This window comes from uncultured Shewanella sp. (assembly GCF_947501665.1).
Taxonomy (GTDB): domain Bacteria; phylum Pseudomonadota; class Gammaproteobacteria; order Enterobacterales; family Shewanellaceae; genus Shewanella.
In genome coordinates, this window is sequence record NZ_CANMWS010000002.1 from 186,258 (window position 1) to 212,660 (window position 26,403).

Genomic DNA, 26,403 nt, shown 5'->3' on the forward strand with positions numbered 1-26,403 from the left:
AAATTATTGTAATAATTTACAAATTAGAAAATAACTGCAGTTTTTTTTATTCCTTAAAATCCCTGTTATAACTAAGGGTTTAGATTCATAATCTAGCTTATTAAAATCGCTTAGGTATAATGGCATTATGAATGAATAGTAAATAAAATTATTCGCTTACGCGCAATAGCTAAACCTACAGAAAGGATTTTCTGGTGCTCACTAATAATAAACAAATAACTGACCAATTTGATCTGAAATTTCATATTGCTTTACTTGGCACACCTCTGTTATTGCTTATTGTGTACTGGAGTATTTTTTTCAATGGCATTTCTCAATACCAATCAATTCTAACCCTTACGCTTGTTTGTATCATTTACATTTTAGGATATAGCTTAAGTTACTACCTTCACCAAGGAAGGCTTAGCCGCGCAAATGAACATTTACATCAAATGCATCATATTAATGCCATTAGTCTTGAATTAGTGCATTTTGCTAATCAATATGAAAATGAAGCTTCATTCCTTAATGCATTACTTAAAAAAGCCGTCAGTTGTATCAATGGAGCTGAAATGGGGACAATTATTAGAATCGACCCCAACACAAAAAACTTATTTTTTGAGTCATCTGTTGGTATTGATCTCAATAAATTAAGGAGAATAAATTTTAATTTAGAACAATCTTTTGAACACCGCTTCACTCATGGAAAATGTGACCGAGTCGTTATTATTGATGATATGACGCACATCAATGATGAAAGTACACTCAATAAAAATGAACAAATGCTGCTTAGTAGTGCCCCCATTATGCCTATTTGCTCTACTTTATCGAGTCCTATCCACATAGATGGTGAACTTTACGGCTTACTTAATTTAGACAGTGGCTCTCTAAATGCATTCAACCAATATGACTGTCATCTCGTTGAACTTCTCACACATGAAGCGGCAAATGTGATAAATATATACCACAAATCAAAAGCGATTCAAAAACTCACCTTTAGAAATCAGCTCACTCAACTATACAATCAACAAGGATTTGAAAAAAAATCGAGACAATGGAAACTCAAACCTCACTTTGGTAGCTATTTATTGTTAATAAAAATAAAAAATTTAAATGCATACAACAAACACGAAGGCTACCAAGCAGGCGATAAAGTGATTCAATTATTAAGCCACCATTTACAAGCACTATGGCTCAATGAAGCCATTGTTGCTTACTTTGGTGGTAATGAGTTTATCATTCTGTGTCATGGACCAGAACAGCAATTAGAATATCAATTGAAGCAGTTAGGAGCAGACATCCATAATGCTTCAATCGATGCCAACATTGAACCCATAACAATCAAGTATGGCATCGGTGGCTACCAAAAAAACTGGAAAACAAGCTATCAAGATGCAAGGAAAATGCTAAAGCAAGACACACTTAATGAATAAAATGACTCAATCAAGTCCAATTATTGTGAAAGTATACCCATAAAAGCATTGCATCAACCGAAAAATAAGCGCCATAACCAAGATGAGTCTAAATCTTCTTGGCATCCGCGATATTGTTTCGCGTAACGTTTAGCTCTCGCATCGACTTTATTTGACACCTTCATTAACCAAGCTTTTGAGCGATAAGTTTTTCGTTTATAGCCCCCCCAACCTTCATGGTAATTAAGGTACTGCTTCTTTGCATCCCATTTTGAAACACCATTGATTTTTTGAGTTTTATAAATAAACCAACCCATAAAATCCATCGCATCATCGAAATTACTTCGACTTGACCAAGAGTTCCCTGTTTCCCTTACATAATCATCCCAAGTCATGGTTTTCGCTTGAGCATAACCATAGGCACTGCTCACCCGCCCAATAGGAATAAAACCTAAGAAATATTCCATAGGAGGAGCTGCATTGTGCTTAAATGAGCTTTCTTGGTACATAATGGCAATAGGGACATGAACGGGCACCCCCCATTTTTCACGAGTCTCTTTTGCCGCATCATACCAACTTCTATTCTCTTTAAAAATAGCACAGATATTCTCAGCATTTTTAGGGGGAGAGCTCGCACAAGCACTCAAAAAACAAGAAATAAAAACAAGCTGAAGTATCAATCGCCACGTCATAAAAATGCTACCAATGTAAAAGTGAGACGCCATAGTTTCACATTGATAGCCCCATGATGCAATGACACTATTGATTTACTCCTGAGGTGGTATTGGAAGCTCACAACTTAATGTATTCGTTTTCCAAACGACAGGCTCCCAATAACCACTATTATTACCAGTGTACTGTCTATCTGTATTGAATTTTGCTGCAAGGTGATATTGCTCATTTTTCACAACATCAATCGTTAACGTTTTTGTTTTTCTTGCTGACAATGAAACCTTTAACTTTGTATTATCAATCAGTTCAGCTACGGTAAATTGATAATGACCCGGCGCTAACCAATAATTGGGTTTTGAAATCACAGGCTGACTATTAAGGTGAGTCACCACAACACGGTATAAATTGTCATGACTATCAGGCTCTAAATAACCTGATACGGTTCCACACTGCCGCAAATTAACAGGCTTTGATGAGCAAGCAAACAATCCACTTGTCATCAATAACACGATAATAAACTTACACTTCATAAGAATGCTCAAAATATGTCTTCAAGTACTCATCGAAGGTCAATTCATCACAGTCCTCTAACTGCGCTTGTTTTGTCAAAGAATCATCAGCAGCTATTTGATATTGTTTATTAATCTGTTCTGATAAAGAGTAATTCATTAATGTAGTTTGATATTCATGTGCTAAATTAGCGACCCATTGACCATGATCCACGCCTTGTTGCAATAACTGTTTCATGATTTTTCCAGACAAGGTTTTACTAGGATCATTAACCGCCTCGGCGCATTGAGATAAGGTCTCTTGATAAGATTTATCCTTATCAGTATCGATCAAATCAGCTAACTGACCAAGATCATCCAATAACGCTGTCATCCACTGAGAAAGTGCGACAGGCTTTCCATCTCTTAACAAGGTTAAATCTGGTTTACGCCCTTCCAATACAACGGACTTTAAATTTGCGGCAATTTCTTGTTCTTCAACATTATCGGTATTTGGAGACTCTTGTAATAAACAATAAAGTAAAAATAAATCTAAAAAGCGAACTTGTTCTTCAGAAATACCAATTTCACTAAATGGATTCACATCTAACGCTCTAACCTCAATATATTCAACTCCTCCTCTGGCTAAAGCCTCTGAAGGCTTCTCTCCTGATAACGCCACTCTTTTAGCACGAATAGGGGAATAAAATTCATTTTCTATCTGTAAAATATTCGCATTAAGTTGTCGATAATCCCCATCGACTTTAACACCAATTTTCTCAAAATGGATTGATGGCATATTAATTGCCGATTGCATCCCTTCTAAATACTCAGGCAAGCTATTGTAACTGATATTTAAACATTCTTGTTCTTGATTCGTATACCCTAAATCACTCATTCTCAATGAGGTTGCATAGGGTAAATATAATGTCCCTCGTCCTAATTTTTCAAATGCTAAATCGGTAGATTGGTTTTTTACAAAAGACTCACAAATGGCTGGAGAGGCTCCAAATAAATAAGGAAGGACCCAAACCAGACGTCGATAATTACGAATTAAGCCAAAATAAGCATTAGATGTAAAATCATTCAGATCCATTGTTTTATCAGAAACTGAATACATTGTTTCAAATAAAGATCCCGATGCTGAAAAGTTAAAATGAACCCCTGAAATAATTTGCATCAATGCACCATAACGGTGTGTGAGGCCTTTTCGGTATAAACGCTTCATTTTTCCGACATTAGACGTACCGTAATTTGCAATCGGAATATCAGTCGTCTTACCCACATAACATGGCATACTGACGGGCCACAATTTCTGGCCTTGAATATGCTGCAGCGTATAAGCATGAGTTTGCTTCAAATCCTTAAGGAGTTCATTTATATCACTGTGCACAGGCGTGATGAACTCAAGTAAAGACTCACTATAATCTGTTGTGATCCGTGAATGTGTTAATGCTGAGCCTAGTACTTTTGGGTGGGGATCCATTGCTAAATGCCCAGTTCCGTCAATACGTAACGCTTCTCGTTCAATACCTCGATACATTGTTCTCAATGCTTCTCTTCCAGGCTGATCCGACAAAACTGCAACTAACTCATTGAATGATTTCAATTTTATATTCTCTGGTAAATGAACAGTATCAATGTAACTTATTGACTACACATAAAAATAGTATGAAGCCTAAATGCTAATCGACAATTTAATGCACTTCTTACTACTATTATTCATTAAAAAATGACTCTAAATAAGAGCCATTTTTTTGCCTTCTCAAGGATGATAACAATACTCAATCAAGTGGCTTGGGGCAAGCTAAACAAGGCTTTCCTTATAACAGAGAGTATATTGGGACTCATTATAGTTTTTACAACAAAAACATCATTTTTTTACAATTTGATTATTTTTATTGGGTAGCCCAATTGCGCAACCTGTGACTCTATCGTCGCTTTATCCCCTACAATTAAAATAATCATATCATTTAACGTCAACTCTTGGGCTGCCAATTCGTTTAACTGCGCCTTTGAAATAGATTGAATAATGTCACTCTGCTTTACGGTAAAATCTTCACTTAAATGGTACCTTTGTATTAAACGCAAAAAGCTGGCTTTTTGATAGGGTGTTTCATAATCTAAAGCTTCACTTTGCGAAATAGAATTACGCATAAAACTCAGCTCTTCATCAGTCATACCAGACTGCTGATAACGAGTGATTTCTGTCATTAACTCTTTTACTGAAGCAGCTGTCACATCCGCTCTAACGCTCGTTGTTGCTTCAAAATAACCTTTTTCCATACCACCATCAAAATAACTTCTGGCACCATAGGTATAACCTTTATCTTCTCTTAAATTTAAATTAATTCGGCTATTAAATGCTCCGCCTAGTGGATAATTCATCAAGTTAGATTTAAAAAATAGGCCCGTTGCATCATAAGGTAATGCACGCTTACCAATTTTAATGACAGACTGCGCTGCACCAGGTTTATCCACAATATAAACAGTCCCTCCTTTGAGCACGGGCAATGGACCTAATGGTGGCAATACACTGGCACTCCCAGTCCACTTTGAAAAACCTGCTAATTTAGGTATTAATGCTTTCTGTGCTAAATCTCCCACAGCAACAAATTGAGCATTATCGGCAGTATATTGTTCTTGATAAAAAGCTTTAACATCTTTTAATGTCAAATGGTTAATCGTTGATAAAGTACCAGTTGCATTGACTCCCAGCGCATTTTTATCACCAAACAATAAATGATTAAATGCCGTTTTAGCAAGGTAACTGGGTTCAGATTGCATATGTTGCAAACTTTTCAACAGTTGCTCTTTGACGCGAAGAAAATCCGCTTCTTTGAACGCAGGATAAAACAACTTTTCTTCTACGATTGCTAGCGTCTCATCCAAACGAGAGGTTAAACAAGAAATTTGAATATAACTTTGGTAATCACTCGCCCCAAAACTCACCTGACTACCTAACATTTCAAGAGCTTGAGTCAACTCTTCAGTACTTCTATAGCGACTAGACTCATTCATCATTGACGCAGTAATATTGGCTAGGCCCGCTTTATTGACATCAACAAGTCGATGTCCACCATTCAGATAAATCATCAGCTCCGTTGTCGGCGTTTCATTACTTTGTGTGCCAATTACCTCAATACCATTTTTAAGGTTTTGCTTCCAAATAACGGGAGTTTTTAATACAAGTGCTGGGCCTGCTGGAGGCATTTTTGTTCGATCAAAGCTAGAAACAGTCTGTTGGACGGATACTTGTCCTTTAATTACGTCCTCGGCCACACTTTCCGGCTCTGGCACAAAAGTATCAGGTTTCGCAATTAACGCTTTTTGTCCCATAGGAACAACACTCATAACAACCATAGGTTTATTTTTGATATAAGTATCGAAGACTCTCATCACATCTTCACGAGTCACGCTCGCATAACGTTTCAAATCCAAAGCAATCATATCTGGATTGCCCGAAAAAGTTTGATTATAAGCTAAAGTAGAGACTTTTCCTGATACGCTTTGAAGGCCAAAAATAGTAGAAGCTTCAAACTGTACTTTTACTTTATCCAAATCTTCTTGTGTGACTCCCCGCTGTTCAAACTCCTTAATTGAATCTAAAATGCGTTGTTCTAAATTGGCTAAATTGGCTTCTTTATCGGGGTTGGCTACTGCATATAAAGTAAATTGGCACGCTAATTCCTGACAGGGATGATTCACACCTGCTTGAACAGCATAGCCACTCTTAACTAAATTTTTATATAATAAAGACGTTTTCCCCCCCCCTAAAATATTGGCCAATAAATCTAATGCAGCTTCATCTGGGTGTCTTGCATAAACTGTGGGAAATGCAATACGTAATAAGGGCAAATAAACCCTATCTTCCATTGATAAATAACGTGTCTTATCTAGCTTAACTAAGGTCTTTTTATCTGATTTAACTTCAGGTCCTCTTGGGATCTCGCCAAAGTATTTATTCACCCACTGTAATGTTTGTGCTTCATCAAAATCACCACCTATGGTGAGCGTTGCATTATTAGGGCTATACCAACGCTGAAAAAACTGTTTCACATCCTCTAAATCGGCTCGATTTAAATCTTCTGGCCAACCGATAACGGGCCAAGAATAAGGATGCCCCTTTGGGTAAAATGCTTGATTAAACTTTTCCCCCATTTGACCGTAAGGTTGATTATCAATCCGTTGAGCACGTTCATTCTTCACCGTTTCTCTTTGTACTTCAAATTTCTTCTCCGTCAAAGCGGGAAGGAAGAACCCCATACGATCCGATTCTAACCAAAGCATTTTTTCAAGCTGATTACTGGGTACCGTTTCAAAATAATTCGTCCTATCTGTATTAGTCGTACCATTTAATGTCCCTCCCGCTTCAGTTACTGTTTTAAAATGCTGCTCATCAGCAACATGCTCAGATCCTTGAAACATCATGTGTTCAAATAAATGAGCAAAACCTGAACGACCCGTTAACTCCCTAGCAGAACCCACATGATAGGTAACATCCACAGTCACAAGAGGATCAGAGTGATCTTGATGTAGAATGACAATTAATCCATTAGCCAACTGATACTTACGAAAGGAGATCCCAACCTGCGATCCTGTCTGTTTACTGGTTTCCAATAACACCACTCCCTTGGGTAAAGTTGGTTGTGCCTTTTTATCTGCACAAGCCACTAAGACTGCAGCCATCCCCACTGCCAAAAACCATGCTTTCAATGTCTTTCCTCTCATCAGTGCTCACTTTTATGTTGTTCTATTCTATGATTAAAATGTCAAATGAATGATTCACAGTATATTTTAATCATTACCAATACCAAACCAAGATTACGATAGCAAAATAGCGAACTAATTTACCAATAAAAATCATTATTGCAGCTTGAAAAAAAGCCACTCGCATCCAACCTGCAAACAAACAAAGTATATCGCCAATAATCGGTACCCAAGCTAATAGTAATGCCCAATAACCATACCCTTGAATCAAATTTATTCCGTATTTATATTTTCCTTTAGACATTTCTTCTGGTGTTATTGCAAAACGTCCCAAATAACCTAGATAATAACTGGTAATTGCTCCTAAAGTGTTACCTATAGTCGCCACAGCAACCAATGCTTCCCATGAAACCTGATGCTCATTTAACATAGCAATCAGCAAAATCTCTGATCCACCAGGTAACAAAGTGGCTGCTAAAAATGCTGCACTGAACATCAACCATAGCTCAGCCATATTATCTACTCCACTTAAAAACCACTTTTATTTCAGTTCAACACAAAAGTATCAAATTAAACATCTAAGTTAAAATAAACACAAGAAAAAAAAATCTGCAGAAACAATAAAATACTAATAAAAAAAAGCAAAAATAACGATCATAACGATTTAAACATAAAAATGAACAAATGTTTGCACGATCCACTGATCACCCACAGTCATCACAACACAATAAACACAGCAGTCTTCTTATGGCAACAAACAATCAAAAAACACTCCTTAAGAAGCCATGTAAAAAATCTTAACCACAACAATTGCGTACACCTATTTTGAATAAAATATAAAGTCATTGAAAAAAACCAACAAAATAGTTTTTTTTATTTTATACTTTTCAATAGTCTATCTCTTTAACGGTGAAATGATGGCAAAATTATTTATTCTTCCGGCGCTCTTATCCTTAGGTTGGATACTGTTTTTAAGCTACCACGGGATCCCTCTAAAACAAGGAAAAACAGGGTTCATCTATATTATATCAATTAGTGCAACCGTCATTATTGCATTGACATTACTGCTTTGGTTAACTTCAGGACAAAATATTCGCGGTTAATAGAGAAGTGAAATAACAAAAAATGAAATGATGATGTTTTTAAAAGCCTTATATTGTAGATACAAAAAAACCGCATTATAAGCGGTTTTTTTGTATCACAAATTCGATAATCAATGTGATGGCGGAGAGGGAGGGATTCGAACCCTCGATGGGAGTTAAAGCCCATACTCCCTTAGCAGGGGAGCGCCTTCGGCCACTCGGCCACCTCTCCGTTCAAACATGGTGCGCGTGGGAGGATTCGAACCTCCGACCGCCTGGTTCGTAGCCAGGTACTCTATCCAGCTGAGCTACACGCGCGAAATCTTGTTATCATTATTATTTATATGGTGCGCGTGGGAGGATTCGAACCTCCGACCGCCTGGTTCGTAGCCAGGTACTCTATCCAGCTGAGCTACACGCGCATTATTTAATTTTTTAAAAGTGGTGCGCGTGGGAGGATTCGAACCTCCGACCGCCTGGTTCGTAGCCAGGTACTCTATCCAGCTGAGCTACACGCGCATTACTTTAATCGACAATTTTAATAGATGGTGCGCGTGGGAGGATTCGAACCTCCGACCGCCTGGTTCGTAGCCAGGTACTCTATCCAGCTGAGCTACACGCGCATTGTATCTATTATAAGAAATGGCGGAGAGGGAGGGATTCGAACCCTCGATGGGAGTTAAAGCCCATACTCCCTTAGCAGGGGAGCGCCTTCGGCCACTCGGCCACCTCTCCGTTTCTTGGCGCACATATTACTGTTTGCCGAAAATAAGTCAAACCCTTTTTAATAAACCTTTGCTGTTTGAACTGTTTTTAAGCATATTGATGCTATATAAAGCGAGTCTGTTTAATCTTTCCTTCATATCCATGCGGCCAATACTATAAGTACCGTAGCCTCCCTAAAAATATAGCAACAGATATTTTAATTAAATGACAAAAATTAAATCGTTGAGCATAAAAATATGCATTTATTTATTACCTATCCCTTCTATATTTAAGCTGTTGGCACTCGTCGACGCCAGAAACACATATGCAGGCTCAGAAAACATAATGAGTACAAACCAATGATAGTGCTGACACAGCTTCCCACTACCCTTTCCATCTGTTCACATAATTATAAAGACACTATATAACCCGAACTCGGGATAAGCAACGCCGCACAATAGCACTATTTTTGCCCTTATTTGTGTTGTATTTTCTACTAATAGCAAATTGATTAAACAATGGATCAATTCAGAACCTCTCAGGCGTTTCAATTCAAGACGCATGAATGAAAGAATGGCTATTACCCTTGTAAAGTTATGCAACACAGAAGTGGAATGCCAGAGAGGCTCACCTATGTGAATTTCAAAACTCGCCACACTACATTAGTGACTTTTAATGTACGACCCTAAGATCGTTCATTCACATCCATATGAACACGGCATTTGTTCATCCGTAAACATCAGATGGTGGGAATGCCTGTTAAAGCAGGCGCAATTAACGACCTTGCCTATCGTATTTTGATTTCCCGCTGAATGAACACCTTGATATAGACAAAAATAGTGATACTCGGCCAAGTTTAAAAATATAGAATCACTGGAAAACCATTAATTTAATGATTTTAAATAAATTATTAAGATTTTTGGGCGCCCATTATTCCAAGTTCAGACTATATAAAATACCTAATTCCCTTTATTCTTTCTATAGCCCCAACCCCATGCAGCATAAGTTAACGTTTACGGAAGAAAATGAATAACAAAGACTATATACAATCAATACACCATGCTTAAAAGTCAAAGAGATAATGAATTTAATTATTCTTATGTGCTTATTTTTAATGTTTTTCAATATTAAAAAAGAATTGGGCCGTAAAATGTCATGAGAAATAAAAGTGCAACACAAATATGAACGACAATAGCATTACTATACAGCACTGTTAAACTCGATTTCAGCTTTCATCGATAACCAAGCTATGAATAACCGTATATTCATAAAAAAACCAGCAAAATGCTGGTTCTTATAAAACGGTCACAATGAAAGAATTAGGCCGAATACGATCAGAAATTACCACCTTCTGATGGCGTACCCGCTTTCTCTGACTGGATCCGTTGGTAAATTTCTTCACGATGCACAGAAACTTCTTTCGGCGCATTAACACCGATGCGTACTTGATTACCTTTAACGCCTAATACAGTAACTGTTACTTCGTCACCAATCATCAGTGTTTCACCAACACGACGAGTCAATATCAGCATTATCTTGCTCCTTTAATTCCTAATTCAGTTTCGTACGGCATTATTTCCGCTATTATGTGCTTATTATAAGGTTAGCTTAGTACAAATTAATAGTACTCTATTCGAAAAGCTTCATTTAATTATAACTTAACCCTAAACACTCCTAGCTAAATTGCAAATTAAAGTTCTCGATAAAACACAGCTTCTCACTCAAGCACTTTAACAAAGTACAATTTAAACACAAAAGAAACAATAAGTTAAATTATTTCCTGTAAATTTCATTGATTTTAATATTCAATATGTTTAAGCCTTAATGAATAAAATCATCTTTGCACAGGTAAAATTCATTCCTTGGCTAAATGTCGCTTTAATTCAATAATAACAACACTCAACACAACAACCAAATCTTAATAAGCAAAAAGTGCGTCACATTTACACGCACTTTATTACCAAATTAACAACTTGATACACTTTAAGCGTAAATCACTTATGCTAAGCGCTCTTCAAGCCAAGGATGTACTTGTGCTAATGCACTGTCAAGATTCTCAGGTTGACTCCCGCCAGCTTGTGCCATATCAGGACGTCCTCCTCCCTTCCCACCCACTTGCGCTGCTATCGAAGAAACAAGTTCCCCCGCTTTCACTTTAGCGGTTAAATCTTTTGTCACACCCACTATCAGGCTTACTTTTTTATCACCTGCTATGGCTAATACCACAATACCCGACTTTAATTTTTGCTTAAGCTCATCCTGTAAGCCACGTAATGCGCCTGGATCGACATTATCCAATTTCTTAATGAGCACTTTAACGCCATTAATCTCTTGCGCCTCCCCCACTAAATCAGCACTGGTTGCAGCAGCCAATTTATCCTTTAACTGCCCCAATTCTTTTTCTAGTGACTTACTGCGATCAAGCTGTGCTTTCAACTTACTGACAACGGACAAGGGATCGGCTTTCAATAACTCAGCCGTTGTTATCAATGCCAGTTGTTGTTTAGCGACAAAATCCATTGCTGCCGCGCCAGTGACAGCTTCGATACGCCTAACACCTGCAGCAATTCCTCCTTCAGAGGTAATTTTAAATAAACCAATATCCCCTGTTCTACCAACATGTGTACCACCACACAATTCAATCGAAAAATCGCCCATAGTGACAACACGTACTTCAGCATCATACTTTTCACCAAACAGCGCCATTGCTCCTTTTTCTTTCGCTGCATCTATGTCCATTACTTCAGAATGTAACGGATGATTCAAGCGAATTTGTTCATTGACAACTTGCTCTACTTGTTGCAATTCCGTTGCCGTAACAGCTTCAAAATGCGAAAAATCAAAACGCAGTTTTTCAGGTTCAACTAATGAGCCTTTTTGCGTCACATGGGAGCCTAATATTTGTCTTAATGCGGCATGCAGTAGATGTGTCACAGAGTGATTTAGCTCTGTACGTTGACGAATGGTTTTATCGACACTGGCATTGATATTCTGACCTTTAGTGATATGGCCTACCGTTACCTTTCCTAAATGACCAATGGCCTGACCATATTTTTGAGTATCAGAAACACTAAATGCACACTCTTGTGCGCTTAATCGTCCTTTATCACCACATTGTCCACCTGATTCAGCATAAAACGGCGTTTGTTGAAGAATAATAACCGCTTCATCACCGACATGAACACTATCAACCTCTTGGCCATTTTGGTAGATAGCAATCACTATGGATTCTAAAGACAAATCCGTATAACCGCAAAAATCAGTATCCGCTTCAATGACTAAAGCATCGTTATAATCAGTATTAAATTGGCCTGCCGCTTGAGCGCGACTGCGTTGCTTCGCCATAGCAACTTCAAAACCCGGCTCATCAACATTGATATCTCGTTCTCGACACACATCAGCCGTTAAATCAACAGGAAAGCCATAGGTATCATAAAGTTTAAAGGCTGTTTCCCCATCAAGCACATCGCCTTTAAGCTTATTAAGAGCCGTATCTAAAATCCCTAATCCACGCTCTAATGTGCGAGCAAACTGCTCCTCTTCTGCCTTTAATGATTTCTCAACAATAGCTTGCATCTCGACTAAGCCTTTAGCAGCATCGCCCATAACATCAATTAATGTCGGCACCAATTTGTAGAAAAAAGCTTCCGTAGCCCCTAACTTATTACCATGACGCACCGCTCGACGAATAATCCGTCTTAAGACATAACCCCGTCCCTCATTTGATGGCATTACACCATCAGCAATAAGGAAAGAACATGAGCGAATATGATCTGCAATAACTCTTAATGATTTACTTTCTAGATCCGATACACCAATAATCTCTGCAGCTTTTGCTATAAGCTGCTTAAAAATATCAATTTCATAGTTTGAATGAACCCCTTGCATAATGGCTGCAATACGTTCAATTCCCATACCGGTATCAACAGAAGGCTTTGGCAAAGGTAACATCTCACCATTGGCTTGGCGATTATACTGCATAAAGACAATGTTCCAGATCTCTATAAAGCGATCCCCATCCTCCTCTGGCGTACCAGGGCGTCCTCCCCAAATATGCTCACCATGATCATAAAAAATTTCAGTACAAGGCCCACAAGGACCGGTATCACCCATTTGCCAAAAATTATCAGACGCGAAAGCAGCGCCTTTGTTATCACCAATTCGAATCAAATTTTCTTCTGCTACACCAATTTTTTGGGTCCAAATGTCAAAAGCTTCATCATCAGTTTCATAAATAGTGACACACAGTCTTGATTTAGGTAGCTTCAAAGTCTCAGTTAAAAAAGACCAAGCAAAACGAATGGCTTCCTCTTTAAAGTAATCACCAAAACTAAAATTTCCTAACATCTCAAAAAATGTATGGTGACGAGCCGTATACCCCACATTATCTAAATCATTGTGTTTACCGCCCGCACGAACACAACGCTGTGAACTCGTCGCACGGCTGTAATTACGCTTATCGGCGCCTAAAAACACATCTTTAAATTGATTCATACCCGCATTAGTGAAAAGTAGGGTCGGATCATTAACTGGGACAAGAGAACTGCTATCGACAACTTCGTGGCCGTGAGTACCGAAATACTCCAGGAAAGCATTTCTTAACTCTTTAGTGGTTTGATACATGACATCGTCCTGAATTGAATAAGGCTCACAGCGGCTACAATCAATGCCGCAAGGTATAATTTTGTGGTGCATTATATACCCAAGCAACCTTAATATGCCAGTTTCAGCGACGCTGCCAAACCGGGTTTTAAGGGAAAAAGAGCTCACATGAAATTATATAATTAAGCATAGATGAACGGATAAGCCAAAAAAGCTTACCCGTTCATTTTATACGCTGAAAAAAACAAATAAAATAACTGACGATATATTAATAATATATTTATAAAACAGAAGATTAATAGATTTTAAATAGAAATGATGATACACAGATAAGGGATACTCAATTTGATGAGTTATCACATAAGAGGGATAAAGCTGACATCTTATTGACAATCACTCCACTCATTTTCATTAAGAGCATACTGTACTTCATCATAACGAAAGCCTTGCCCTAACAAATAACGAATGCGTTTTGCCTTCTCTTTGAAATCAGCGGCTGGACTTCCACCATATTTTTTCAATGCTTTTTGTTTAGCAATTGCAAACCAATCATAGTCGGTATCATATAAAACTTGCTGACAAATCGACTGAGTAATACCTTTTTGCGTTAATACTTGTTGAATTCGATTGACACCATGACCTTTAGTGATTTGGCTTTTTACAACCAGAAAAGCGAAACGTTCATCATTTAAATACCCGTTTTCGAGACAAAACTGGAGACAAGCCTGAATATCATCACAAGAAAAGTCTCTTTGTGCTAATTTAGTCGCTATTTCTGATTGAGAGTGATCACGGCGCGCAAGTAACGCGACCGCGATTTGTTTGGCATTTTGGCTCAGAAGACTTCACCGGTTTCTAAATCAACATTATCACCTGTTGGCTCAGCTGCTTTGGCCGCATCAACAGGATCAGCTTTACTCAATAACATTTCACGCAAACTGGTTTCTATTTCAGCTGCAATACTTGGATTTTCAATCAAGTGTTTGCCCGCATTTGCACGACCCTGCCCAATTTTACTGCCTTTATAGCTATACCAAGCTCCTGATTTTTCCACAAGCTTATGTGCTACCCCTAAATCAACTAACTCACCAGTACTATTAATCCCTTCACCATACAAAATTTGAAATTCAGCTTGCTTAAAAGGCGCTGCAATTTTATTTTTTACCACCTTCACTCGCGTTTCATTCCCAACCACTTCATCCCTATCTTTAATTGCCCCAGTACGACGAATGTCTAGACGAACAGAAGCATAAAATTTAAGTGCATTACCACCTGTTGTCGTTTCTGGATTACCAAACATAACACCGATTTTCATACGAATTTGGTTAATAAAAATAAGTAAAGTATTTGACTGTTTTAGGTTACCGGCTAATTTTCTCATAGCTTGGCTCATCATACGTGCAGCAAGCCCCATGTGTGAATCACCAATTTCACCTTCAATTTCCGCTTTAGGTGTTAACGCTGCAACCGAGTCAACGATGATCACATCCACGGCTCCAGATCGTGTTAAGGCATCACAAATCTCCAATGCTTGCTCACCTGTATCAGGCTGTGAACACAGCAAATTATCAATATCCACACCTAATTTTTGTGCATAAACCGGATCAAGAGCATGCTCAGCATCAATAAAAGCACAGGTTTTACCCATTTTTTGTGCAGAAGCGATAACTTCTAATGTTAAAGTCGTTTTACCTGAAGATTCCGGACCATAAATCTCCACAATACGCCCCATAGGCAAACCGCCAGCACCTAAAGCAACATCTAATGACAATGAACCTGTAGAAATCGTTTCAACATCCATTGAACGATCTTCACCCAGTTTCATGATAGAACCTTTACCGAACTGTTTTTCTATCTGTCCTAAAACGGCATTAAGTGCTTTTTCTTTATTCGGATCTATCTTCATGCTTATCATCCTTACCATCTAGCTATGCGAGTTAAATTCATTCATGAGCGCTCAACACAGTAATGCGGGGCTCAACATGTGATCTAGTATACTGTACAATCATACAGTATCAAGTCCTGTTGATTAATTTTTCTATTTCATTTTAAAAACCGCTTTCGTAAGAATGACTAAGAAAGTCCATTTCGCTCATTTGATTATTTCTTCAAATAAATCCATCGCAAAGCATAAAAATATTGGTAATATAAACAATAAACGTCAAAGGTAGAGTTAGGTGCTCACCTAAAACAACAATTTGATATCATTCAACAAAACAAAATAACAACATGACTATCTTTCATTCTTGTTCTTTAGCGAACACGAAATAATAACCTATCTCAACATCATGTTTTAATTTGTAAAATGATCCAGCAACCCCTTTCGATATTCTCATAAGTGATTAAAATGACTGCGATAAACCTTCAAAATTTAGAAAAACACACGCCAATGATGCGCCAATATCTCACCTTAAAGGCGCAGCACCCTGACATGCTACTTTTCTATCGAATGGGTGATTTTTATGAGCTTTTCTACGATGATGCTAAAAATGCATCGCAACTACTGGGTATATCCTTAACCGCTCGAGGCAAAAGCGGAGGCGATCCAATACCTATGGCAGGTATTCCATACCACGCTGTTGAAGGGTACCTAGCAAAACTGGTTCAACAAGGTATATCGGTTGCGATTTGTGAGCAAGTAGGCGATCCAGCGACCTCAAAAGGGCCGGTAGAGAGGAAGGTTGTTCGTATTGTCACACCAGGAACATTAACCGATGAAGCGTTATTGCAAGAGAAACAAGATAATTTACTTGCAGCGCTTTACCAAGGTAAAACGGGTTACGGTTATGCGACACTCGACGTAGCATCTGGACGATTTGTTATTGCTGAACTAGCAGATAAAGCATCTCTTGAAACCGAATTGCAACGTACTCATCCAGCGGAAATTCTTTATAGTGAGGATTTCAATGAGCTTTATCTTATAGAGAATTATAAAGGCACACGCAGACGGCCTGAATGGGAGTTTGACTTAGATACCAGTTATCGATTATTGCTTGAACAATTTAAAACAAAAGATCTTCACGGCTTTGGCTTAGGCGATGCCAGATTATCACTGCAAGCTGCTGGCTGTTTAATGCAATATGTTAAAGATACTCAGCGAACAGCAATGCCACATATCAATGCCATCATTCGTTTTAATCAAGATGACAGTATCATTCTCGATGCTGCGACCCGCCGCAATTTAGAATTAACTCAAAATTTACAAGGCGGTCAGGACAACACTCTTGCTTCCATCATAGATAATACAGCCACAGCAATGGGAAGCCGCATGCTACAACGCTGGATTCATCAACCATTACGCCATCACAGTGCAATAAAATCGAGACAAAATGCCGTCGCAGAATTGATTGAAGCACAACTCTATGACAATTTGTTCATGCAATTAAAAACATTGGGTGATATAGAGCGTATTACTGCACGTTTAGCATTACGTAATGCCAGACCCCGTGACTTTGCTCGTTTAAGGGATGCTTTAAGACTACTGCCTGACATTCAACAAACTCTCAATAATGTCAATGCATCACACCTGCAATATTTAAGTTGTACCATTGGCGAATTTCCACACGAATTAGCGTTATTGGAGAAAGCGATTGTTGATAACCCTCCCATGCTTATTCGAGATGGTGGTGTCATACGTGCAGGTTATAATGCAGAATTAGACGAATGGCGAAATTTAAGTGCCGGCGCCACAGATTATTTAGCACAACTTGAAGCCAGAGAAAAAGAACACACAGGCTGCACGACACTCAAAGTCGGTTATAACCGAGTACATGGTTATTATATTGAAGTCAGCCGCCGCGAATCGGATTTAGTCCCTCTGAGTTACCAACGTAGACAGACACTAAAAAACACTGAACGATACATTATTCCTGAATTAAAACAGCATGAAGACAAAGTGCTTTCAAGCCAAGGAAAAGCCTTAGCGATAGAAAAACAACTGTGGGAAGAATTATTCGATAAGCTCCAACCCAAAATTCATGAACTGCAAGCCTTTGCGACAGCAGCTGCTGAATTGGATGTCTTAAATAATTTTGCAGAGCGAGCACAAACCCTCGATTATGCCTGCCCAGAATTAATCGAACACACCAGTATTAATATTGAAGCAGGTCGTCACCCGGTCGTCGAGCAAGTCAGTCAAGCTCCCTTCATCGCTAACCCTGTAACACTCAATAACCAGCGTAAAATGTTAATCGTTACAGGCCCCAATATGGGGGGAAAGTCTACCTATATGCGTCAAATAGCCTTAATCACTTTACTCGCCCATATTGGATCTTATGTGCCTGCAAGATTGGCACAAATTGGGCCTATCGATCGAATATTTACTCGAATTGGAGCATCTGATGATTTAGCTTCAGGCCGATCAACATTTATGGTAGAAATGACAGAGACTGCCAATATTTTACATAATGCAACACCACAAAGCTTAGTGCTAATGGATGAAATAGGCAGAGGCACATCCACTTATGACGGCCTATCTTTAGCATGGTCAGCGGCAGAATATTTAGCCAATACTATACAAGCAATGAGCCTATTCGCCACTCACTACTTTGAATTAACACAACTACCTGAACAGTTAGAAAGTGTAGAAAACGTACATTTAGACGCTGTCGAACATGGAGATACTATTGCTTTCATGCATGCTGTTCAAGAAGGTCCTGCCAGCCGCAGTTATGGCTTACAAGTCGCGGCACTTGCAGGTGTACCAGCAAGTGTGATTCACACTGCAAAAAGTAAATTACACCAATTAGAAAGCCGACAACAAACCGGAGAGATGAGTACTCAAGCGGCGCTTGCACCATTGCCGGAAATTATTCCATCCATCTTGTCTGACACTTTAAATAACATTAATCCCGATGACTTTAGTCCAAAACAAGCATTAGAATGCTTATACCAGCTGAAACAATTACAACATTCTTAAAAAACCTAAACCAAGATCAATTCAGCCCGTAAAAACGGGCTGAATTGATCTATACCCGTGATACTTGAAGAACGGGTATAACACAAAATTAAACTTTAAAAATCGCTTCCACAGATAAGCCTTGAGCGCCTAACAAATCTTTTAGCCGCTTTAAGGCCTCAACTTGAATTTGTCTCACACGTTCTCTTGTCAATCCAATTTCTTTACCAACATTTTCCAATGTTGAAGGCTCATATCCCAGCAAACCAAACCGTCTGGCAAGTACTTCTCTTTGCTTTGTGTTGAGTTCATTCAACCATTTGACGACTGATTTAGACATATCTTCATCTTGCACTTTATAATCAGGTCCGACATTGTCATCATCAGCTAGAACATCCAGTAGCGCCTTATCGCTTTCACCACCCAAAGGCGTATCAACGGAGGTTATCCTTTCATTCAATTTCAGCATGCGACTGACATCGCTACTGGATAAATCTAATTTCTCAGCAATTTCTTCCGCCGTTGGCTCATGATCAAGTTTATGGGCCAACTCTCTTGCCGTTCTAAGATACACATTGAGTTCTTTAACAACATGAATGGGTAGTCGAATAGTGCGAGTTTGATTCATAATCGCACGCTCAATCGTTTGGCGAATCCACCAAGTCGCATAAGTCGAGAAACGAAAGCCTCTTTCTGGGTCAAACTTTTCAACAGCACGAATAAGCCCAAGATTACCTTCCTCAATTAAATCAAGTAAAGCTAACCCTCTATTATTATAACGACGAGCAATTTTAACGACGAGTCTCAGATTACTTTCAATCATACGATTGCGAGACTTTTCACAGCCTTTGAGGGATTTACGAGAAAAATACACTTCTTCTTCTGCACTCAGCAGGGGGGAAAAACCTATCTCACCTAGATACAGCTGGGTCGCATCTAAGTTCTTCTGGATATCATCTTGAACTTGTTGATCAAGGTCGACATCTTTTCTTTCATCATCCTTCTGACTTAGTGCTAAATCAGATTCATCTTTTGATAAATCTACAAGTGGCTGCGTCTGTGCTACGGTTTTAGTTCGGCCCATAATGGATCTCCCATGATTTCACGATTTTAAACTACTTCAATGTGCTATCCTCCGATCGCCAAAACGGCACCCAAATCACTAGTATTTGGGTAAATATTTAAGTGGATTCACTGATTTGCCAAGATAACGGATCTCAAAATGTAACATGACCCTATCAGTACCTGTACTGCCCATCTTAGCAACGTTTTGACCCGCCTTAACAAACTGTTTTTCTTTGACTAATATTTTTTCAGTATGAGCATAAGCACTTAGATAGTTATCACTATGTTTAATAATCACTAAATTGCCATAACCACGTAATGCATTACCTGCATACACCACTCGTCCTGCTGCTGCGGCTTTAATTAACTGGCCTCTAACACCAGCAATTTTTATTCCCTTATTGCCTTGCTCATTAGCAGAAAATGTCCCTATCAACTTACCTTTAACTGGCCACTGCCACAAACTGACCTTACTAGGTAAAGACGTTTTGGGTTTGTGGATAACCTCGTTGATAGTTTGTTGACTACCTGTTAAAGGGTACGCCGACTTGCTCTGTTGATCAAGTGATTTTTCAACCACCTTAACAGGCTGTTTTTTAACCGTCAAATTATTGTTAACCGATTGATTTTTTTTATTAACACTAGGTTTTATCGGTTTGTTAGCCGTAGTGGTTACTGACACCGAACTGGTATGACCATTGTCTTTTTTGTCAATTTTAACGAGTTTTAAGACCTGTCCAGGGTAAATTGTATAGGGCGTCGCTAATGAATTGTACTGAGCTATCGCTTTGAAATCACGATTTGCTCCCCATGCAATAGAGTAAAGGGTGTCACCCTTTTTTACTCGGTAAAAGTGTGTTTTGATCGATCCCTTGGCATAACTAGGTTGACGATCATTAGACAAGCTAACCACTGGAGCAGGACGTTGTGCTTGAAAGCTACAAGCCGTTAATAAAGCTAGGAAGCTAACAACTCCCCCCATCTTGCTATATGCCCTCAATATCTTAATCAAAACCACTCCCATCAGGAAAACAAATATGGACATTAAAAAGGATTATAGTGAAATTCTCTAATTTGTTGTATTTATGATACTTTAAATCTAACGAATGCAAAAAATGAAAGGATTTATCATAACAGCAAAAATTGAACCTAAGCTGAAACAAAGAGTTATAACGGAAAATTTCGACTATATCTCAAAAATACTATGATTGAAGGCGACGAAAAAAAACACTGATGTAATAAAATATTAGTATTTTGTTACTTTTATGGAATATTTCGCCGATAATACATATAACACTTGTTCTTATTCTCCCAACAAACCAAATCAGTACTTCCTTGTACCTACCATAAAAATCTCAAGCTAGATCGCCATGAACCAAAGGTACAAATTTAACAATTTCAATAACTTCAGAGGTAAACTTATCATCAATTCGAACAACCTTTAATAGCTGCTGTGATTGCTCTCCAACGGGTAATACAAGCACACCACCATTAGCAAGTTGCTTCAGCAAAGCCTCCGGTACACTACTCGCAGCAGCTGTGACCATAATCGCATCAAATGGCCCCCTATTCTCCCAGCCTAACCATCCATCACCATACTTAAATGCCACATTATGCAAATCTAAACGCTTTAATCTTTGCCTTGCTTGGATCTGCAAACTTTTTATACGCTCTACAGTATAAAGCTCTGGCACAAGCTGCGCTAAAATAGCCGCTTGATATCCCGATCCAGTGCCTATTTCCAACACTTTTTTAGGTGAATGACTTAACAACAACTCAGTCATTCTTGCAACGATATAAGGCTGTGAAATCGTTTGACCTTGACCAATAGGCAATGCCGTATTCTCGTAAGCCTTATGTCCTAACGCTGGATCGAGAAACCGTTCTCTTGGAGTGTTAGCCACGGCTAATAATACTTTTTCATCTCGGATCCCTGCGTCAAATAGCCCTTTTGAGAGATTTTGTGCTAATTTAGGACCCACCCTTTTCATACTCGTGTTATCCATTGTTCCAATTCAGCTAATTGTGAAAATGCTGTTAAATCAACAGTCAGAGGAGTAACAGACACATAGCCTTGTTCAATAGCATCAAAATCTGTTCCATCCGTTGCATCTAGCTCCTCGCCTTGAGGCCCAAGCCAGTATATTTCTCGACCAGCAGGATCACAGGTTTTAACCATGCCTTCTGCTCGATGCCTTGCACCTAATCGAGTCACTTTAATCCCTTTCACTGACTCAATAGGAAGATCGGGAACATTGATATTCAAAATTTGATTCTTTGCGATAGGGTGTTCTTTAAGTGCACTCACAATACGATATGCAAATTCTGCAGCGGTTTCATAATGAGTTAATGTTGGCCCAACCAGCGAAATCGCAATAGCAGGTAAACCTAAAAAACGGCCTTCCATTGCAGCTGCTACAGTACCTGAATATAAGGTATCATCCCCCATATTCTCCCCAGCATTAATGCCCGCAACAACCATATCTGGCTCATCATCATAAAGTTCTCTGATGGCTAAATGAACACAGTCGGTAGGCGTACCATTGACCGATATAAACCCATTATCTAATGTTTGGATCCGCAGCGGATTTGTTAACGTTAAAGAATTACTCGCTCCCGAGCAATTTCTATCAGGACCCACAGTCATCACTTCAGCTAAGCGTGATAAAGCTGTCGTTAACGTCTCTATACCTTGTGCATGCACACCATCATCATTACTAACTAAAATCTTCATATCATGATTGACCTGTCAATTGAACCTGGCTTTGCTGATCAGCAAAGTGCGTTTGTCGCTGCTTTTCTATGACATCTTCATAATCAAATAGTTCTCTAAGTACTGATGTAGCAAAGCATCCCGCAGGCAGTGCAAATTTTAACACTAATACATCGCCATCAATTTCATGAGTAATATGTTGAGGCTCCAATAACAGCATTCTTCTCTCTTGTGTTAAACCTGCATGCTCTAAACCATCGCAATCAGCCTTCAACGGCAGTAAAACTTGCTGTTCAAAATCAGCGGCATCATGTTGAGACAAAGCCGTCCCTCGCCCCCATAAAGGTGCAGATAATTGAATATCTTTTTGCGTTAAACGCTGCTGTAAACTCACATCCCATTCATTTGCAACAAAATAACTTTTACTGCCAGCAAGCATCACGCAATCACCACGTAAGGGCGTTAATCCATGCTCCATTAAACGTGTGGAGACCACCTGATTAAATAAATTTGAACGCACAGCTGACAGGTACATCCCTCGCTTATTACGATCTTTCACTTTGCGACCAGTAAACATTTGTCGACCAAAAATAAGATTTTTTCCATCATGACCAAAGCGTTGTTCGCCAAAGTAATTAGGAACCCCTGTTTCTTTAATCCGCTCTAAACGAAATAGCACATCATCCATATTGGTAATGTTACGCAAGGTCAAAGTGAAACGGTTTCCAGCTAAAGCACCCACTCTTAGTTTTTTCGTGTGACAACTTGAAGACAATACTGTTAATTGTTCATTATCTAGACTCGCCCATTCAGGTGTTTCTTTACCTGGAATACGCACACCAAACCATTGCTCAGTAATAGCATGCTTATCTTTTTGGCCAGCGTAGGTCACTTCTTTAGGGTGAACATGAGCAAAACCTGACAATATTTTTGCCACGTCCGCTGTATTTAATCCATTTTTGCGAATATGCAATAAATGGTGTTCACCTTCCCCAGTGGGCACAAAAGGTAAAATCTCCTGTACGATAAAGTCGCTATTATGTGTTCTCAGATCTGCTTGAGATAGGGGTTTACCGTATAAATAATGTAATTCACTCATGAAATTAATCTTGTCTCTTGTGTTGGCTCATCAATACCACAGCTTCAACCGCAATACCTTCTTTTCGTCCTGTAAAACCTAATTTTTCTGTTGTGGTTGCTTTCACATTTATATTGGTCAGCTCAGTATCTAAATCCTTAACTAGCACTTGCCTCATCGCATCAATATAAGGCAACATTTTTGGTGCTTGAGCGATAATAGTGACATCTAGATTACCTATTTCATAACCCTTAGCAAGCGCCAGCCCATAACAATGCTCCAATAAAACACGACTGTCGGCTCCTTTAAATTCAGCATCTGTATCGGGGAAATGTTTACCGATATCCCCCATCGCCATCGCCCCTAAAATCGCATCAGATATTGCATGCAAAACAACATCACCATCAGAATGAGCAATTAATCCCATTTCATAGGGAACTTTAACACCACAAAGCATAAGAGGTGATGTTCCACCAAATTTATGCACATCAAAACCGTGCCCGATCCTTATCTTCACTTCTATTCACCCAAATTAAATGCTATGTCAATTGACTCACACCTGCCCAACGGTATTATTGGCGCAAGTTGTTTAAAAACAATGAAGCTAACGCTAAATCATCCGGATGAGTCACTTTGATGTTATCCGCTCGTCCCTCAATAATACCGGGGGAAATCCCAGCCCATTCCATCGCTGAAGCTTCATCGGTAATCGCAATATGGTTTGATAACGCCAACGCAATATTATCCTTTAATCCCTTAGCTATAAAACATTGAGGCGTTAAAGCATGCCACAAGTTTTCACGAGAGACGGTACTCGCGATATTCTGCTCACTATTCACTCGTTTCATTGTATCCCTCACAGGCGAGCCTAAAATGACGCCTTGGGGAAAAATATCCCTTGCGAACAAAAGCTTATCAATATCACTATGACTCAAACACGGCCTTGCTGCATCATGCACTAACACCCAAGCCTTTTCATTCACCGTTTCCAACGCTGCCAAGACTGAATCGGCTCGCTCTCCACCACCAAGTACTTGACACAACTTAGGATGTGTAGATTGAGGTAAGTGTTGAAAGTGTTGATCATCAGGATGTAACGCCACGACAACTTGTTTGATCTTAGGATGGGATAATAAACAATCTAACGTATGCGATAAAATACTTTGCTCATTTAACATTAAATATTGCTTTGGTATTTGAGATCCCATTCGACGTCCCACACCAGCAGCTGGCACTACAGCAATGACAGTTTCATCTTGCATACCTAAGCTCACTTTTTACTTCCTTGAGAAATATAATTTTATTCACCTTCCACCACACGGTAAAACGTTTCACCTTGTTTAACCATACCTAACTCATTGCGGGCTCTTTCTTCTATTGCTTCGGTTCCACTGCGCAAATCATTAATTTCTTCTCTTAGAATTTGATTACGGGCGATCAATTTAGCATTGCTTTCTTGCTGTACCTGAATTTGATCTTGTAATTGATAGGATTCAGATAAGCTATTTCCTCCAAACCAAAGACGATATTGGAGAATAACCAATAATAGTGTTAAAACAAAACATAAGCGTTTCATGATAGTTTAAACAGAACTTAGCCTAAGATTAATGAGATAGTACAACAAAAAAGGCCACCTAGTGGCGGCCTTTTACAAGTTTTGTGAAATTAACCTTGTCCTTTAATTTCACTCAACCCATTATAAGGCGCGTTTTGACCCAATTGCTCTTCAATACGTAACAATTGATTATACTTAGCGACGCGATCAGAACGGCATAAAGAACCTGTTTTAATTTGTCCCGCTGCAGTAGCAACCGCCAGATCAGCAATCGTCGCATCTTCAGTTTCACCACTGCGATGTGAAATCACGACAGTATAACCCGCCTCTTTTGCCATGCGAATAGCAGCAAGCGTTTCGGTCAATGAACCAATTTGATTAAACTTAATTAAAATAGAGTTAGCGATATTATTATCAATACCACGTTTTAGAATTTCAGTGTTAGTCACAAATAAATCATCACCAACCAATTGAATTTTATCACCTAATATTTGAGTTTGGTAAGCCCAGCCATCCCAATCTGACTCATCTAAGCCATCTTCGATAGAGGCAATAGGGTATTGTTCAGTCAATGATTTCAAATAATCAGAGAAGCCATTTGCACTAAAGATTTGCCCTTCACCTGCAAGGTTATATTGGCCTTCTTTATAAAACTCAGATGCTGCGCAATCAAGGGCTAAAGTCACATCAGTACCTAAAGTGTAACCTGCTTTCTCAACAGCAACTTTAATCACAGCAAGTGCATCTGCATTCGACGCTAAATCAGGAGCAAACCCTCCTTCATCACCAACAGCAGTATTTAACCCTTTATCTTGTAATACTTTTTTCAAGTTATGAAAAATTTCAGCGCCCATACGTAATGCTTCGCGGAAATTTTTAGCGCCAACAGGCTGAACCATAAACTCCTGAATATCAACATTATTATCAGCATGCTCGCCACCATTAATGATATTCATCATAGGCACCGGCATAGAGTACACACCCGGTGTACCATTTAATTCTGCAATATGCGCATATAATGGTATGGCTTTCGATGCTGCAGCGGCTTTGGCCGCTGCTAAAGATACAGCAAGAATGGCGTTAGCGCCTAACTTGTCTTTATTCGCAGTGCCATCTAAATCAATCATGATTTGATCAAGTTCAGCTTGTAAACTCGCATCTTGTCCAACTAATGCGCCGCGGATCAGACCATTGATATTGGCCACTGCCGTTAATACGCCTTTACCCATGTAGCGTGCTTTATCACCATCACGCAACTCAAGTGCTTCACGGCTACCCGTTGATGCGCCAGAAGGCGCTGCAGCCATTCCAATGAAGCCACCTTCTAAATGCACTTCAGCTTCTACTGTTGGATTACCACGAGAGTCCATGATCTCGCGACCCACTACATTAATAATCTTAGCCATAACATCCTCGATTTAAGTTTAAAATTTAATTTTTAAAAT

21 protein-coding genes and 6 tRNA genes are annotated in these 26,403 nt (G+C 39.0%); 3 read left to right on the top strand and 24 right to left on the bottom strand.

Annotated features, from left to right (window positions below):
- Window positions 1–194: 194 nt before the first annotated feature.
- A complete protein-coding gene (locus Q0976_RS02230) occupies window positions 195–1,412 on the top strand; it encodes a diguanylate cyclase (RefSeq protein WP_299490497.1) in 1,218 nt (405 codons plus the stop codon).
- A 53-nt stretch (window positions 1,413–1,465) separates the two neighbouring features.
- Here Q0976_RS02230 and Q0976_RS02235 read toward each other — a convergent pair whose 3' ends face one another.
- From Q0976_RS02235 to Q0976_RS02255, 5 genes are all read right to left on the bottom strand, one after another.
- Entirely contained in the window at window positions 1,466–2,083 is a 618-nt protein-coding gene (locus tag Q0976_RS02235; RefSeq protein WP_299490654.1) for a hypothetical protein, read from the bottom strand.
- 75 nt (window positions 2,084–2,158) lie between these two features.
- Window positions 2,159–2,593 (bottom strand): hypothetical protein, encoded by a 435-nt coding sequence (locus Q0976_RS02240; protein WP_299490499.1) that lies wholly within the window; start codon window positions 2,591–2,593, stop codon window positions 2,159–2,161.
- Window positions 2,583–4,160 (bottom strand): glutamate--cysteine ligase, encoded by a 1,578-nt coding sequence (gene gshA / locus Q0976_RS02245; RefSeq protein WP_299490502.1) that lies wholly within the window; start codon window positions 4,158–4,160, stop codon window positions 2,583–2,585. Before gshA ends, Q0976_RS02240 begins: the two co-directional genes overlap by 11 nt.
- Before the next feature lie 272 nt (window positions 4,161–4,432).
- Window positions 4,433–7,267, bottom strand: coding sequence for a pitrilysin family protein (locus Q0976_RS02250; RefSeq protein WP_299490504.1), 2,835 nt, complete (start codon window positions 7,265–7,267; stop codon window positions 4,433–4,435).
- Between the two features lie 88 nt (window positions 7,268–7,355).
- A complete protein-coding gene (locus Q0976_RS02255) occupies window positions 7,356–7,775 on the bottom strand; it encodes a YqaA family protein (RefSeq protein ID WP_299490507.1) in 420 nt (139 codons plus the stop codon).
- A gap of 403 nt (window positions 7,776–8,178) precedes the next feature.
- Between Q0976_RS02255 and Q0976_RS02260 the strand changes: the two genes are divergently transcribed.
- On the top strand, window positions 8,179–8,364 hold the full coding sequence (locus tag Q0976_RS02260; protein WP_299490656.1) for a hypothetical protein: 186 nt from the start codon (window positions 8,179–8,181) through the stop codon (window positions 8,362–8,364).
- A 119-nt stretch (window positions 8,365–8,483) separates the two neighbouring features.
- Here the strand turns inward: Q0976_RS02260 and Q0976_RS02265 are convergent.
- The 10 genes from Q0976_RS02265 to recA form a co-directional block, all read right to left on the bottom strand.
- Window positions 8,484–8,575 (bottom strand) — tRNA-Ser (locus tag Q0976_RS02265).
- Window positions 8,576–8,584: 9 nt separating this feature from the next.
- A tRNA-Arg gene (locus tag Q0976_RS02270) sits at window positions 8,585–8,661 on the bottom strand.
- 27 nt (window positions 8,662–8,688) lie between these two features.
- A tRNA-Arg gene (locus Q0976_RS02275) sits at window positions 8,689–8,765 on the bottom strand.
- Between the two features lie 20 nt (window positions 8,766–8,785).
- A tRNA-Arg gene (locus tag Q0976_RS02280) sits at window positions 8,786–8,862 on the bottom strand.
- Window positions 8,863–8,889: 27 nt separating this feature from the next.
- A tRNA-Arg gene (locus Q0976_RS02285) sits at window positions 8,890–8,966 on the bottom strand.
- 20 nt (window positions 8,967–8,986) lie between these two features.
- Window positions 8,987–9,078 (bottom strand) — tRNA-Ser (locus Q0976_RS02290).
- Between the two features lie 1,304 nt (window positions 9,079–10,382).
- Window positions 10,383–10,580 (bottom strand): carbon storage regulator CsrA, encoded by a 198-nt coding sequence (gene csrA / locus Q0976_RS02295; RefSeq protein ID WP_248939279.1) that lies wholly within the window; start codon window positions 10,578–10,580, stop codon window positions 10,383–10,385.
- Window positions 10,581–11,046: 466 nt separating this feature from the next.
- Window positions 11,047–13,671 (bottom strand): alanine--tRNA ligase, encoded by a 2,625-nt coding sequence (gene alaS, locus Q0976_RS02300; protein ID WP_299490658.1) that lies wholly within the window; start codon window positions 13,669–13,671, stop codon window positions 11,047–11,049.
- 362 nt (window positions 13,672–14,033) lie between these two features.
- Entirely contained in the window at window positions 14,034–14,489 is a 456-nt protein-coding gene (locus Q0976_RS02305) for a regulatory protein RecX (RefSeq protein ID WP_366525051.1), read from the bottom strand.
- A complete protein-coding gene (recA, locus tag Q0976_RS02310) occupies window positions 14,486–15,556 on the bottom strand; it encodes a recombinase RecA (RefSeq protein WP_299490511.1) in 1,071 nt (356 codons plus the stop codon). Before recA ends, Q0976_RS02305 begins: the two co-directional genes overlap by 4 nt.
- Before the next feature lie 441 nt (window positions 15,557–15,997).
- On the opposite strand from recA, the gene mutS reads away from it, so the two are divergent.
- Complete coding sequence (gene mutS / locus Q0976_RS02315) at window positions 15,998–18,568, top strand: DNA mismatch repair protein MutS (protein ID WP_299490514.1); 2,571 nt, start codon at window positions 15,998–16,000, stop codon at window positions 18,566–18,568.
- A gap of 88 nt (window positions 18,569–18,656) precedes the next feature.
- Here mutS and rpoS read toward each other — a convergent pair whose 3' ends face one another.
- The 9 genes from rpoS to eno all read right to left on the bottom strand — a co-directional run bounded on the left by rpoS (window position 18,657) and on the right by eno (window position 26,364).
- Complete coding sequence (gene rpoS / locus Q0976_RS02320) at window positions 18,657–19,631, bottom strand: RNA polymerase sigma factor RpoS (RefSeq protein ID WP_299490517.1); 975 nt, start codon at window positions 19,629–19,631, stop codon at window positions 18,657–18,659.
- A 78-nt stretch (window positions 19,632–19,709) separates the two neighbouring features.
- Window positions 19,710–20,594: a peptidoglycan DD-metalloendopeptidase family protein gene (locus Q0976_RS02325; protein ID WP_299490661.1), complete on the bottom strand. Its 885-nt coding sequence runs from the start codon at window positions 20,592–20,594 to the stop codon at window positions 19,710–19,712.
- A 373-nt stretch (window positions 20,595–20,967) separates the two neighbouring features.
- Window positions 20,968–21,603, bottom strand: coding sequence for a protein-L-isoaspartate(D-aspartate) O-methyltransferase (locus Q0976_RS02330; RefSeq protein ID WP_299490519.1), 636 nt, complete (start codon window positions 21,601–21,603; stop codon window positions 20,968–20,970).
- On the bottom strand, window positions 21,600–22,346 hold the full coding sequence (surE, locus tag Q0976_RS02335) for a 5'/3'-nucleotidase SurE (RefSeq protein ID WP_299490521.1): 747 nt from the start codon (window positions 22,344–22,346) through the stop codon (window positions 21,600–21,602). The genes Q0976_RS02330 and surE overlap by 4 nt, the downstream gene beginning before the upstream one ends.
- A 1-nt stretch (window position 22,347) precedes the next feature.
- Window positions 22,348–23,424 (bottom strand): tRNA pseudouridine(13) synthase TruD, encoded by a 1,077-nt coding sequence (locus Q0976_RS02340; protein WP_299490523.1) that lies wholly within the window; start codon window positions 23,422–23,424, stop codon window positions 22,348–22,350.
- A 4-nt stretch (window positions 23,425–23,428) separates the two neighbouring features.
- Complete coding sequence (gene ispF / locus Q0976_RS02345; RefSeq protein WP_299490526.1) at window positions 23,429–23,920, bottom strand: 2-C-methyl-D-erythritol 2,4-cyclodiphosphate synthase; 492 nt, start codon at window positions 23,918–23,920, stop codon at window positions 23,429–23,431.
- Between the two features lie 55 nt (window positions 23,921–23,975).
- Complete coding sequence (gene ispD, locus Q0976_RS02350; protein ID WP_299490529.1) at window positions 23,976–24,665, bottom strand: 2-C-methyl-D-erythritol 4-phosphate cytidylyltransferase; 690 nt, start codon at window positions 24,663–24,665, stop codon at window positions 23,976–23,978.
- Between the two features lie 38 nt (window positions 24,666–24,703).
- On the bottom strand, window positions 24,704–24,979 hold the full coding sequence (ftsB, locus tag Q0976_RS02355) for a cell division protein FtsB (RefSeq protein WP_299490531.1): 276 nt from the start codon (window positions 24,977–24,979) through the stop codon (window positions 24,704–24,706).
- An 89-nt stretch (window positions 24,980–25,068) separates the two neighbouring features.
- Window positions 25,069–26,364 carry a phosphopyruvate hydratase gene (eno, locus tag Q0976_RS02360; protein WP_299490533.1) on the bottom strand — a complete coding sequence of 432 codons (1,296 nt, stop codon included), beginning with the start codon at window positions 26,362–26,364 and terminating at the stop codon, window positions 25,069–25,071.
- Window positions 26,365–26,403: the final 39 nt, after the last annotated feature.

Bases quoted from the DNA above. Each gene is read 5' to 3' on its own strand.
- mutS (WP_299490514.1), top strand. From the start codon at position 15,998: ATGACTGCGATAAACCTTCAAAATTTAGAAAAACACACGCCAATGATG.
- ftsB (WP_299490531.1), bottom strand. From the start codon at position 24,979: ATGAAACGCTTATGTTTTGTTTTAACACTATTATTGGTTATTCTCCAA.
- alaS (WP_299490658.1), bottom strand. From the start codon at position 13,671: ATGTATCAAACCACTAAAGAGTTAAGAAATGCTTTCCTGGAGTATTTC.
- Q0976_RS02235 (WP_299490654.1), bottom strand. From the start codon at position 2,083: ATGACGTGGCGATTGATACTTCAGCTTGTTTTTATTTCTTGTTTTTTG.
- Q0976_RS02240 (WP_299490499.1), bottom strand. From the start codon at position 2,593: ATGAAGTGTAAGTTTATTATCGTGTTATTGATGACAAGTGGATTGTTT.
- recA (WP_299490511.1), bottom strand. From the start codon at position 15,556: ATGAAGATAGATCCGAATAAAGAAAAAGCACTTAATGCCGTTTTAGGA.
- Q0976_RS02325 (WP_299490661.1), bottom strand. From the start codon at position 20,594: ATGGGGGGAGTTGTTAGCTTCCTAGCTTTATTAACGGCTTGTAGCTTT.
- csrA (WP_248939279.1), bottom strand. From the start codon at position 10,580: ATGCTGATATTGACTCGTCGTGTTGGTGAAACACTGATGATTGGTGAC.
- Q0976_RS02330 (WP_299490519.1), bottom strand. From the start codon at position 21,603: ATGAAAAGGGTGGGTCCTAAATTAGCACAAAATCTCTCAAAAGGGCTA.
- surE (WP_299490521.1), bottom strand. From the start codon at position 22,346: ATGAAGATTTTAGTTAGTAATGATGATGGTGTGCATGCACAAGGTATA.
- eno (WP_299490533.1), bottom strand. From the start codon at position 26,364: ATGGCTAAGATTATTAATGTAGTGGGTCGCGAGATCATGGACTCTCGT.
- Q0976_RS02340 (WP_299490523.1), bottom strand. From the start codon at position 23,424: ATGAGTGAATTACATTATTTATACGGTAAACCCCTATCTCAAGCAGAT.
- Q0976_RS02255 (WP_299490507.1), bottom strand. From the start codon at position 7,775: ATGGCTGAGCTATGGTTGATGTTCAGTGCAGCATTTTTAGCAGCCACT.
- Q0976_RS02260 (WP_299490656.1), top strand. From the start codon at position 8,179: ATGGCAAAATTATTTATTCTTCCGGCGCTCTTATCCTTAGGTTGGATA.
- ispD (WP_299490529.1), bottom strand. From the start codon at position 24,665: ATGCAAGATGAAACTGTCATTGCTGTAGTGCCAGCTGCTGGTGTGGGA.
- rpoS (WP_299490517.1), bottom strand. From the start codon at position 19,631: ATGGGCCGAACTAAAACCGTAGCACAGACGCAGCCACTTGTAGATTTA.